The following is an 11,597-nucleotide window of genomic DNA, read 5'->3' on the forward strand; positions in this document are numbered from 1 at the left end:
TAACTATGCGTTTATCTAAAAAAGAACTAATCAACAAAAAACACAATAGTATTAATCTCAGCCCACCGAGCTTACTTGCTTTAGGTTTTTTAAGCTTCATTATCATCGGAACACTATTCCTTAAACTTCCCTTTGCTAATCAAGGCAATTTGACATGGCTAGAGGCCCTGTTTACTGCAACCTCTGCTGTAACTATCACTGGGCTATCTGTCGTCAATATTGGCGACTCCTTAACCACTTTTGGTCAAGTTGTGGTGATGATACTGATCCAATGCGGCGGCTTAGGTTTTATGACTTTTGCAATCTTAGCTGCTTTGAGTCTTTCCTCAAAAGTTGGTATTCGGCAGCAAGTCATGGCACAGGAAACTATTGGTCAAACCAGTTTGGCCAAAGCGACCTTTACAGTAAAAGGGGTTTTTCTTTACTCATTGTTCTTTGAAGCGATTGGTACAGGGATTCTAACCATGGCTTGGTCACATCACTATGACCTTGAACATGCATTTTTTTATGCGCTTTTTTATAGTATTTCTGCTTTTAATAATGGTGGGTTTTCTTTATTCCCCAATAGCTTAATGAGCTTCTCTGACCAGTATATGGTGACATTTACCATCAGTATGCTGTATATCATCGGTGGAATTGGTTTTGTTGTCTTGATGGATATAAAAAGAGCCAAGCGTTGGAAAAAGCTTTCTACCAATAGTAAGTTAATTCTGTCTACGATTGCTGGCTTAAACCTCTTTGCTTTTATTGTTATTTGGGCAATCGAAGCTTCTAACCCCTTAACACTTGCCCCCATGTCTATTGGTGATCAAGCTTTAAATGCATGGTTCCATGCCACTGTACCTCGTTCATCAGGTTTTAACAGCTTGGAAGTCAGCAGCATGACCAATGCATCAACCTTAATTACCATGGTATTGATGTTTATTGGTGGCGGCTCATTAAGTACTGCGGGTGGAATTAAAGTCGGCACATTCATTATTATGATTTTAAGTGTCATTACCTTTTTAAAGCGTTCAGATGAAATTACTGTTTTTGGACATTCTGTTTCTCATCAAGCCACGTTTAAAGCTCTTGCAGTCATTTCGATTACATCGTTACTGATCTTGATTGGCTTTTTTACCCTACTGATTCTAGAACCTGATAAAAAGTTTTTAGACTTACTATTTGAAGCCGTTTCTGCGGCTTGTACTGTCGGCCTATCTCGAGGGATCACAGAAAATTTGCATGCAGGAAGCCAAATCGCTTTAATTTGTCTAATGTTTGCTGGACGCTTAGGACCACTAACACTTGCGTATTTGATTGCGACACCGAATAAAAGTCGTGTTCGCCATCCAAATACTGAAATTCAGGTGGGTTAATTGTTTTAATCATCAAGTGAATACAACTGAAACTGCTTTGTAGGATCATTTTAATCTTATCACGTATATCTAAAATAGGCTGAGACTCCTTAAATAGATTGCTCAGACAATCCTTGCAAAATGTATACTGATGACAGTATCCCCCATAAAAAAAGCGATCTTATCAATGATAGGATCGCTTTTTTACATCTTTCTAAGGATGATTATTCTACTTCTAACTCACTATTGCCTTTAATCAAACGATGCTCTGACTGCAAATATTCATCTGATTGCATTTCGAGTAAACGAGAACGTGTACGTTCAATTTCAAAAGCCAGCTTCTCTCCATCATAAATTTCAATAATCGAGTCTTGAGAGGTCAGTAATAGCTTTACTCCACGATCATAAAACTCATCTACCAGATAAATAAAACGACGTGTACCTTCTGACAGCAAATCAGTTAAGTGCGGAACATTACTCACCAAAACGGTATTATAAATATTGGCAATTTCAATAAAATCCGATGGGCTACGCGGTTTCATACAGAGTTCTCTAAACTCACACCACAATACATCTTCGGTATGGCCTAAAGTTTCAACAACACGGTTATTAATCGTAATTGGTTCTTCTGACACTGTTTGCGATGTGGTTAATGCATTAAAACGCTTTGCCATCCAGACTTTATTATCATCTGTCAGTGGTGATTTAAACAATTGCGCTTGTTTTAATACCCGTAAACGATAGTCAACACCCGCATCAACATTCAATACCACACAGTGTTTTTTCACCATTTCAATCGTTGGAATAAAACGATCACGATGGATTCCATTTTTATATAAACCATCTGGGGCAATATTTGATGTGGCAATCAAGGTAATGCCACGGGTAAATAATTTTTGAAATAAATCACTGAGAATCATTGCATCCGTTACATTCGACACAAAGAACTCGTCAAAACAAATTACTACAGCTTCTTTATAAATTTGATCTGCAACGATATCTAACGGATTACGCTGCCCAGAAAGCTTGTTTAACTCCTTATGCACAAACTGCATAAAGTGATGAAAATGCATACGGGTTTTACGGCGAAAAGGAATCGAATCGTAAAATTGATCCATGAGCCATGTTTTTCCACGCCCGACACCGCCCCACATATATACACCTCTCGGTGCAGTTTGACGACGGAAACGACGAAAAGCTTTCTTCGATGCTTTATAACGATTGATCAATTCTTGCCATACCCGCTCCAACTCATGTACTGCTTGAGCCTGAGCATCATCTGGTAAAAACTGTCCAGATGACAATGCTTTTGCATAACGCTCAGCGGGTGATACGGGAGTAAATGCTGTTGAAGTTGTATTCTGATCTAACATATCATTTTGTTACTTTTAAAGGCTAAAGGAAGTATATCGAATATTCATTTTTGATAAATAAAACTTTGGGATAATTCTAACTCTATATCTCATATCAGCACTACCTGTTTATTTACCATATTGACGCGGGCTTTGCCCAAACCAACGTTTAAAAGCATGATTAAATGCAGCGGGTTCTGAGTAGCCAAGTAATTCAGCAATCACCTCAATTGAATATTCCTTATATTCAATTAATCGCAATGCTTTGTGCTTAATCAGCTGTTCTCGAATTTGTTTATAGCTGGTATTTAATTGCTGCAACTGATGGCGTAAGGTTCTTTCAGGCACATTCAACGCCTGAGCTACTTCGGCCATCGAGGGAATAATCCCTTGCTGTAATTCCAAATAATCATTTACCCGTTGAATCAATGGCGCAATTTTCTGTTCTTCAGCATTTAATCGCTCAATTTCAGCAATACACTTGGCTTCGTAAACCCGATGTGTGATCGGATCTGCGGAGGGAATCGGCAGTTGCATCACATCTTCATTGATCCAAAAAGCAGCTTTTTCACAATTAAAATGTAAATCCGAACCGTAATAATCATGATATTGCTTTAATACATTTAAATCCTGAGGCTGCTGAAAGGGTAATTCGATTCTCACGCTGGGCGCTGTAAGTCCCATCATTTTATAAATATCATCCAGAAATTTATAAGTGCCAGAGATTTCGCATTGTGCTCTCAACAAACCCATTTCTGTTTCTAAATCTACTGGTTTGTAAGTTAATGCAATTTGATGATCACCTTTCTCAAGTCCTAAGACACCGTATAAATAGGTTAGACCTTGATAATGAACACCATTTTGAATCGCATCACCAACATTACCACAGGTCACCAAGAGCATAAGCAATGGACCATAGCCCGCCAAAGAATAATGCTGACCAATAAACAACCCCGTTTCTGGCTGCACACCCTGCCCAATCACTTTTTGTATATCCCACTCTAAACTGGGGTGAATGATTGAGCTGGGATCGAGTGCATCTGCTTTGATCCCAATGCTAGAAAGTCGTGAATCTACATCGATTCCAGCATTACGCATACCATGAATTAAATACATTAAACCGAGAATCGAGCGTTTCATTAGATCATCATTTGATTTCTACCCAAACTTTGTACTACAAAGATGGTTTTTTGCAAATTGCCGAATATATCAATTTTTGTGTCAGTGCAATCATATTTCAAGCACTGCATTTCCGATATTCTATGCAAAACTGGAAAAGTCAGAGCGAACAAAAATGAGTACAGCCCCTACGACTGAAACAAAAACCCAATCAACGCAAGTTGCAATTATCGGATCGGGATTTGGTGGTTTAGCCATGGCGATCCGCCTATTGCAAGCCAATATTGATGATTTTATTATTTTAGAAAAAGCAGATGATGTGGGCGGTACATGGCGTGAGAACCAGTATCCGGGTGCGGCGTGTGATGTTCAATCACATATGTACTCGCTTTCTTTTGCACCCAAAACGGATTGGTCAAAACGTTATGCCGAAGCACCTGAGATTTTTGACTATATTCAAGATTTAATTCAGCAATTCAATTTAAAGAAATACATCCAATTTAATCAAGAAGTGGTTTCTACACATTATGATGAGCATAATTTCAATTGGCATTTAACACTAAAAAGTGGACAAAAAATTGAGGCTCAATTTGTTATTTTTGCATCAGGGCCATTGCATGTACCACAGATTCCTAAAATTAAAGGGCTTGAAAAATTCAAAGGCGAAGTTTTCCATTCATCACATTGGAAGCATGACTATAATTTAAATCAAAAAAATGTAGCATCCATTGGTACTGGTGGTAGTGCAATTCAATATATTCCTGAAATTGCTGCAAAGGTGCAAAATCTTTATGTATTTCAAAGAACCCCTGCTTGGGTAATTCCTCGTGATGAACGTGCCTATAATGCACTTGATAAAAAACTATTTAGTCGCTTTGAATGGTTTAGGAAATTACACCGTGCACGCTTGTACTGGTCAAATGAATCACGTGTCGTCCCCATTGTAAAACCACAAATCATGAAATATGGTCAGAAACTTGCTGAAGCTTATATAAAATTCCAAGTTAAAGACAAAGAAATCGCCAGAAAACTGACCCCTGACTATATTATGGGCTGTAAGCGTATTCTGATTTCCAACAAATACTTTCCAACATTCAACCGTAAAAATGTTGAATTAATTACCGATGGAATTCAGGAAATTACTGAAAATAGCATCATCACCAAGGATGGCAAAGAACGTCAAATTGATTGTTTAATTTATGGTACTGGTTTTATTACAGACCCACGCATCTATTTAAAATCATTTGATTGCTATGGTGAACACGGCGTTGAATTAAAAACGGCATGGAAAGATGGTGCAGAAAGTTTTTATGGGATCAGCACCAAAGGCTTTCCAAATCTATTTCAATTGCTTGGTCCAAATACCGTACTGGGGCATAACTCTGTAATTTTCATGATTGAATCTCAAGTGAATTATATTTTGCAGTTGATTCAAATGGTTGCAAAAACACAGACTCAAGCAGTGACGGTAAAAGCTGAAGTACAAGATCAATTTAATGAAAATGTACAGAAACAGCTTGAAGGTACTGTATGGCAATCAGGCTGTGTCAGTTGGTACCAACAAGATGGTGGTAAAAACTTTGCATTATGGCCAACCTATACCTGGAAATTTTGGCTCAGCACTCGCAAAGTAAACCCAGCAGATTTCCGCTTATTAGGCCGTGAGCAAAGCGCAAAGCAAAAATCAAAAGCTGCATAAACTTGGTTAATATTCTTCTATAAATTTTCAACCGCGTTTCTGTGCTTCGACTATAATAGATAGGTATCCATTGCCTATCTATTTTTCATGCAATCACTTTGGCTTATTTTCCAACTTTTATTTTGTTTATGCTTAGGGTTTATTTTAGCCCGCAGAATTCCACAATCCATTGAAAAAATAGCTTTTAAAATACTGCCTTATTTTACCTATATTCTTTTAATTGCGATTGCAATGGAGTTTTCTCAAACAATTCATAATATTGCCAGCCCTGCACAGATTCTCACCAGTTCCATCACAATTGCATTCAGCACATCATTGGGTGCATTTTTTTGTTGTTATCTGGTATTTACAGCAATTGGCTACAAACCATCACAAGGTAAAGTTTCTGCTGAATTATTGATGGGTTCATTACTCAACATCAGCTATGCATTTATTGCACTAGCTGTAGGGTATGGCTTAGCAGAGTTGGCCCACCTTTTCGATGTTCCACTACATGTCAGCACATGGAATTTACTTTTAGTTTACATGTTACTGATCGGCTTGGATCTGGCTTACTCGCCACTGGATCGTTCTTGGTTAAACTGGAAAATTATGCTGGTACCGATTGCCTGCGTGATTGGCTCACTATTGGGTGCTGTTGCGGCATTTTTCTTGATTCAAGACATCAGTATGAAAGATTTAATCATGCTATCGCAAGGTTACGGCTTCTATTCTATGACAGGGATTGTGGTGACTGAATTAAAGAATGCCCATCTGGGAAGTATTGCGTTAATGAACGATTTATTTAGGGAGATTTTTGCCATTTTATTTATGTATATGATTGGATGGCGTTATCCACGTTCAGCAATTTCTTCTGCTGGTGCAACCGCAATGGATGTCACCTTACCTATGGTGAAACAAGCTTGCGGCAATGATTATATTCCACATGCAATGGTCAGTGGTTTTGTTCTGTCGGTATTGGCACCAATTGCGGTAAGTGTTCTAGCTGCACTTTAAAATTAAGTGCTGAATGTAGCATCCATCGTACTTTATCTGACGAGATAGCAATACTGATCAATAGAATCACTGGAATAAAAAGTTTTTTAAACTTCTGAAAAAAGACCTAGTAACGCAGATACACTACAGTGTATACACAGCAATTTTTATTATATAAATCAAAAAATCACCCTCTTAATCCAATGACAAAGAGGGGTTTATTTTTATAGAGTCGCTAAAATATCTTGTATGGTTTTACTTGGATGTTCAGATTGAGTAATTGGACGACCAATCACTAAATGAGTAGAACCATCAAGCATGGCTTGCTTAGGTGTTACAATACGCTTTTGATCATCTGCATTTGCACCAGCTGGACGAATTCCAGGTGTTACTAAAGCAAATTCGGCACCTAAGTCCTGACGTAACATCTTGGCTTCCTGGGCCGAACATACCACGCCATCCAGACCACTTTGTTGAGTCAATTTAGCCAGACGTTTCACTTGTTCAAATGGCTCAATATCTAAACCAATATCACGCAAGTCTTCACGTTCCATTGAAGTAAGAACAGTAACCGCTATCAATTGTGTTTTATAGTTACCTGCTTTTAACCGTTCTACACAAGTTTCCATCATTTTACGCCCACCAGAGGCATGGACATTGACCATCCATACGCCCAAATCAGCCGCAGCACAAACCGCCTGTGCGGTTGTGTTTGGAATATCATGAAATTTTAAATCGAGGAATACTTCAAAGCCCTTATCATGTAGTGCCTTCACAACAAGAGGGCCTTCATGAGTAAATAGTTCTTTACCGACTTTTAAACGACATAGTGATGGGTCAAGCTGATCAGCAATTGCTAGGGCGTCATATTGGCTTTTTGCATCTAAGGCAACAATAATACTCACGAATCTCAGTTCCATCACATAAATTTTCGCTCATTATAAAGCGATTCACTCAATGTACAAAGTCAGAAAATCGACTTCATCACAAATCAATCAACTTTTCTTAAATATTAAGAATGATTTATCTCTGCTCTGAAATCAAAATTGCACGTGTATCTTGCTCTAGTGCTTCAAAAATATGCGCTTGATCTGCGGGATAAGAAATATAGTCCCCTGCTTGAAGCAACTCAGCACTGTCTAATAAACCGACTTTGGCAGAGCCCTGCATGATAATAATATGTTCAACACTACCAATAGGATGCGGTTTACTGCAACGCGGCTCACCCGGTTGGGTTGTAAGCATATACACGTCTCGTCGTGCATTGGGTGGGCATGTCGCCAACAAAACAGCCTGATAATTTGATATTTCAGAAACAACTGAAGCACCTTCGCCATAACGAATCACTTGTGTAGTTTGGGCTTGTGCTTCCATAAGTTTGGCAAAAGGAATATTTAAAGCCACACAAAGTGCCCATAAAGTTTCTAGACTCGGATTACCCTGCCCAGATTCAAGTTGCGAAAGCGTGGATTTCGCAATGCCTGCACGTCGAGCAACTTCTCCCAAAGATAATGCAGCACTTTTTCTTTCTTTTTGCAGATTATTTGCAATGATTTCAATTGGTATAGACATTATTCTTCCAAAAAATACGATCGTTCTGTTTGACGAACAATAACAATCAAACTATTATAACAAATGATCGTTCATTTTATCGAACGATCTTATTAACCCAAGCAAGGCTCATCTAAATGAAGTATAAAGAAATAAAAAATTTACCCAAGGCCCTGATAAAATCAATCGTGATTCTCTGCATCGCAACCGCACTGATCGGGATTTCATTAGGTACGCTTGCAGTCAATTATCAACTACCGATCTGGATACCTTTACTACTTTCGATCTGTGTCTTGGCTGGTGCTGCCGAGTTTACTTTCATTGGCATGATTGCTACTGGAAGCAGTCCGATTACAGCTGCGATTGTAGGGTTGCTGATTAATTTACGACATCTGCCTTTTGGTTTAGCGATTACCCATTTTATAGAAAAAAATAAATTAAAATATTTTGCTACACATATTATGAATGATGAAAGTGTTTTATTTGGTTTAAGCCAATCTTCAAATGAGCTAAAACTGAGTGCTTATTGGCTGTGCGGAGTCGGAATTTTATTTGCTTGGCCCATAGGCGTTTTAAGCGGTTATGTATTGGGAAGTCATTTAGCTTATGCAAAATTACTGGGTATCGATACGATTTTTCCTGTCGTATTGTTTGCTCTTACCTTTAAAGCACTAAAAAGAAAATCTGCTCGAAAATCGGCAATGACTGGTGCAGTCATCAGCCTCGCTACTTTTCCATTTCTACCCTTAGGGATTCCGATACTTATGTCATTATTTGGCTTGCTTGTAGGAAGAAAATAACATGCATCAACAATTTATTATTTTGATCGGGATCATGCTGCTGGCGATGGGTACTTATCTGATTCGATATGCGGGACTTTCCCTCAGCCAATATTTCACAATCACTCAACATCAAGAGCAACTCTTTAATGATGCCGCAACAACTTTACTGTTTTCTATTGCGATTCTCAGTACTTTTTTTGAAGGTGCGGATTGGGCAGACTTAGGCAAAATCATGGGGGTATTGGTGGGTTTATTTCTGATTTGGAAAAATCACTCCCTTATCACGACGATTGTGATCGCAATGCTGACCACCACAATATTTCGCTTTGCAGAGTTTTTCTGGCTAGCCCAATAAAACTATTAAAGCTTAAAAAAGCGTTTTACAACAATCAAAGCGCTTTTTTAACAGCATAATGCAAATGATTACGCATGCTTAATTATTGATTAAATATACTGTTTTAATCTCTATGCTTATTTTTTATGGATACTTATTCAATCAATCTTAAAGCGCTTAAAATTCGTTTTATATTTGATCATTGTGAAGTACCTCACTTACTCCACCAAATAAAAATTTTCAAAACACTGCCTTTTCTAGATTTTAATCCTTACAACAGATAAATTCTTTTTCATATATTTAAAAACCTATACAAACTTAAAATAATATTAAATTAAAATTATATTTTTCTTATTCATTGCATCCATGTTTACACTAAATTTTTTATTTTTAATTTATCTATCTGCGCTATTTCCAAATATATTCTTTATAACTAAACAAACATTACATCATAACTAAACAATTAATCTCTTTGATAAAAAAAAAGTAATCATATTAAGTGAAGCAAAGTCGCATTAAAAAAACCTTCTGTTTTTAAAAGCAATCTAAGATGAACGCGATTTTATGATGATTTAAGCATTTAAAAATAGTTTACAGAGAAGCTAAATAAAATACTAAAAAATCATTTAAATTCAAGTTAATAATTTTTTTAATGAAAATGATCTAGTACAATGCAGCGTATTAAAATAAAATCCAAAATTTAATTAATCATGATAACAAATTATTTTAGAAAATCTTAAAAACTTATTCTCGCTTAATATAAGCAGATCAAAATAATTTGCTATAATATGACGCTATTCACAAAAAGTGACATTTTTAGTCACTTTTTAGTAAACAGAAACAAATTCTTGTTAAAATAAATAAACATATTAATTATAAATATCCTCTTGTATTTAAATAATAAAAAATAAATCCAAAACAAATAACGTTATATTGTATTTGTAACACAAAAATAATGTGATATTTGTCTCTTTTTTTCATTGTTTTTATTTAGGAAAAATTTATAGTAGCCCTTATTGTTTAGCTCCTAAACACTTCCCCTTTATTAGGAAAGTACCAGTAAAGGGCAAATCAACGCAGTATTGAGAGAAATTCTATGAAAAATATTCAATTGGGTTTAGCGATCATTGGCTTAGGTTTAGCATCTTCAACAGTTTTTGCGGCTGCTGATGGTACAGTAACAGTTACAGGAAAAATCGTTGATCAAACCTGTACAGTTGGTGGTACTGCTGGTAACTACACTGTTGTTTTACCGACTGTAGGTAAATCAACTTTAGCGACAGCGGCGACAACAAATGGCGACACTAAATTTACTATTAATTTAACAGCATGCCCTGTAGGTAATGTAGGTGTTTATTATGACAACACCAATGCAAATATTAATACTGCAGGTCGTTTAAACAATACCGTAACCACTGGCGGTGCAACAAACGTAAATATTCAATTATTAAACTCTGCAAAAGCAGTGATTGACCTAACTAAAGATCGTACAGGTCAAAACATTGTGACTTCAAATGTGGCAACTGCAAATGGTTCTGCAAATCTTGATTTTTATGCACGTTACTATGCAACAGGTGCAACAACAGCTGGTGATGTAAGCACAACTGCAACTTACTATGTTGTATATCAATAATTAAACATTTGGGTCTGTAAGTTTTTTAAACAGGTCTGGTTAATTTTTATATCTTAACCAGACTTGCATCTTCCCAAGGGTCTTTCAATGAAAAAACTATTTTTTATTTCTAGCTTGTTAATGCTCAGTACTTTGATTACATCCGCTCATGCTGGTATTGTGATTACAGGTACCCGTGTAATTTACCCAAGTGATAAAGAATTTGTATCTGTGCAATTAACCAATGTAGGTGATCAAATTGCATTAGTACAATCATGGGTGGACAGTAAAGACATTATTGCAGATCCAACCACAACCCAAGCCCCATTTATTGTTACCCCTCCAATAACCACGATTGAAGCTGCTAAAGGTCAATCTTTACGTGTCATTTTCAATCAAAAACAAAAACTTGCTACTGATCGAGAAACATTGTTTTGGCTCAACGTACTTGATATCCCAGCCAAGCCAACAGCTGAAGCAAATTACTTACAATTTGCGATTCGTAACCGCTTAAAACTGTTTTACCGACCAACTGGCATCAAAATGGAACAGCAACAAGCGTTTCAAAAAGTTGAAGTACAGCGTGTAAATAACCAATTACAAATCAATAATCCGACACCTTACTACCTAAATTTTGGTAAATCGAATCTTGTTTTAAAAAATGGTACGCCAGACGAAATTAAAAATCTAAGTTTTATAGAACCATTTTCAAAACAACAAATTGAGGTCGAAAATTTATCAGACGCTAAGTCCGTACAGCTTTATTTAATCAATGACTACGGCAGTTTATCGACAATAGAGAAACAGTTTTAATCTAAATTATTGGGAGAATTGTG

Annotated in this window: 11 protein-coding genes; 7 read left to right on the forward strand and 4 right to left on the reverse strand. The window is 36.7% G+C overall.

Annotated features, from left to right (window positions below):
- Positions 1 to 5: 5 nt before the first annotated feature.
- Positions 6 to 1,358: a TrkH family potassium uptake protein gene (locus AC4CVF_RS08480; protein ID WP_336951408.1), complete on the forward strand. Its 1,353-nt coding sequence runs from the start codon at positions 6 to 8 to the stop codon at positions 1,356 to 1,358.
- A gap of 203 nt (positions 1,359 to 1,561) precedes the next feature.
- Here AC4CVF_RS08480 and zapE read toward each other — a convergent pair whose 3' ends face one another.
- Together zapE and AC4CVF_RS08490 are read right to left on the reverse strand one after the other, a co-directional pair.
- Complete coding sequence (gene zapE / locus AC4CVF_RS08485) at positions 1,562 to 2,710, reverse strand: cell division protein ZapE (RefSeq protein ID WP_004720770.1); 1,149 nt, start codon at positions 2,708 to 2,710, stop codon at positions 1,562 to 1,564.
- Positions 2,711 to 2,818: 108 nt separating this feature from the next.
- Positions 2,819 to 3,829 (reverse strand): AraC family transcriptional regulator, encoded by a 1,011-nt coding sequence (locus AC4CVF_RS08490; protein ID WP_336951409.1) that lies wholly within the window; start codon positions 3,827 to 3,829, stop codon positions 2,819 to 2,821.
- Between the two features lie 154 nt (positions 3,830 to 3,983).
- Between AC4CVF_RS08490 and AC4CVF_RS08495 the strand changes: the two genes are divergently transcribed.
- Positions 3,984 to 5,507: a flavin-containing monooxygenase gene (locus AC4CVF_RS08495; RefSeq protein WP_336951410.1), complete on the forward strand. Its 1,524-nt coding sequence runs from the start codon at positions 3,984 to 3,986 to the stop codon at positions 5,505 to 5,507.
- 87 nt (positions 5,508 to 5,594) lie between these two features.
- A complete protein-coding gene (locus AC4CVF_RS08500) occupies positions 5,595 to 6,503 on the forward strand; it encodes a LysO family transporter (protein ID WP_419360379.1) in 909 nt (302 codons plus the stop codon).
- A gap of 203 nt (positions 6,504 to 6,706) precedes the next feature.
- Here the strand turns inward: AC4CVF_RS08500 and pyrF are convergent, their stop codons facing one another.
- Positions 6,707 to 7,402 (reverse strand): orotidine-5'-phosphate decarboxylase, encoded by a 696-nt coding sequence (gene pyrF, locus AC4CVF_RS08505; RefSeq protein WP_490789200.1) that lies wholly within the window; start codon positions 7,400 to 7,402, stop codon positions 6,707 to 6,709.
- A gap of 103 nt (positions 7,403 to 7,505) precedes the next feature.
- Positions 7,506 to 8,054 carry a helix-turn-helix domain-containing protein gene (locus tag AC4CVF_RS08510; RefSeq protein WP_419360377.1) on the reverse strand — a complete coding sequence of 183 codons (549 nt, stop codon included), beginning with the start codon at positions 8,052 to 8,054 and terminating at the stop codon, positions 7,506 to 7,508.
- Positions 8,055 to 8,170: 116 nt separating this feature from the next.
- Here AC4CVF_RS08510 and AC4CVF_RS08515 point away from each other — a divergent pair, with 116 nt between their 5' ends.
- From AC4CVF_RS08515 to AC4CVF_RS08530, 4 genes are all read left to right on the forward strand, one after another.
- Positions 8,171 to 8,833, forward strand: a complete 663-nt coding sequence (locus tag AC4CVF_RS08515) for an AzlC family ABC transporter permease (protein WP_490789201.1) — start codon at positions 8,171 to 8,173, stop codon at positions 8,831 to 8,833.
- Between the two features lies 1 nt (position 8,834).
- A complete protein-coding gene (locus tag AC4CVF_RS08520; protein WP_336951416.1) occupies positions 8,835 to 9,170 on the forward strand; it encodes an AzlD domain-containing protein in 336 nt (111 codons plus the stop codon).
- 1,075 nt (positions 9,171 to 10,245) lie between these two features.
- On the forward strand, positions 10,246 to 10,782 hold the full coding sequence (locus AC4CVF_RS08525; protein ID WP_004821263.1) for a fimbrial protein: 537 nt from the start codon (positions 10,246 to 10,248) through the stop codon (positions 10,780 to 10,782).
- 87 nt (positions 10,783 to 10,869) lie between these two features.
- On the forward strand, positions 10,870 to 11,574 hold the full coding sequence (locus AC4CVF_RS08530) for a fimbrial biogenesis chaperone (protein WP_419327461.1): 705 nt from the start codon (positions 10,870 to 10,872) through the stop codon (positions 11,572 to 11,574).
- Positions 11,575 to 11,597: the final 23 nt, after the last annotated feature.

The sequence above is a fragment of the Acinetobacter sp. LipI_19 genome (assembly GCF_058242925.1).

Bases quoted from the DNA above. Each gene is read 5' to 3' on its own strand.
- AC4CVF_RS08480 (WP_336951408.1), top strand. From the start codon at position 6: ATGCGTTTATCTAAAAAAGAACTAATCAACAAAAAACACAATAGTATT.
- zapE (WP_004720770.1), bottom strand. From the start codon at position 2,710: ATGTTAGATCAGAATACAACTTCAACAGCATTTACTCCCGTATCACCC.
- AC4CVF_RS08490 (WP_336951409.1), bottom strand. From the start codon at position 3,829: ATGAAACGCTCGATTCTCGGTTTAATGTATTTAATTCATGGTATGCGT.
- AC4CVF_RS08495 (WP_336951410.1), top strand. From the start codon at position 3,984: ATGAGTACAGCCCCTACGACTGAAACAAAAACCCAATCAACGCAAGTT.
- AC4CVF_RS08500 (WP_419360379.1), top strand. From the start codon at position 5,595: ATGCAATCACTTTGGCTTATTTTCCAACTTTTATTTTGTTTATGCTTA.
- pyrF (WP_490789200.1), bottom strand. From the start codon at position 7,402: ATGGAACTGAGATTCGTGAGTATTATTGTTGCCTTAGATGCAAAAAGC.
- AC4CVF_RS08510 (WP_419360377.1), bottom strand. From the start codon at position 8,054: ATGTCTATACCAATTGAAATCATTGCAAATAATCTGCAAAAAGAAAGA.
- AC4CVF_RS08515 (WP_490789201.1), top strand. From the start codon at position 8,171: ATGAAGTATAAAGAAATAAAAAATTTACCCAAGGCCCTGATAAAATCA.
- AC4CVF_RS08520 (WP_336951416.1), top strand. From the start codon at position 8,835: ATGCATCAACAATTTATTATTTTGATCGGGATCATGCTGCTGGCGATG.
- AC4CVF_RS08525 (WP_004821263.1), top strand. From the start codon at position 10,246: ATGAAAAATATTCAATTGGGTTTAGCGATCATTGGCTTAGGTTTAGCA.
- AC4CVF_RS08530 (WP_419327461.1), top strand. From the start codon at position 10,870: ATGAAAAAACTATTTTTTATTTCTAGCTTGTTAATGCTCAGTACTTTG.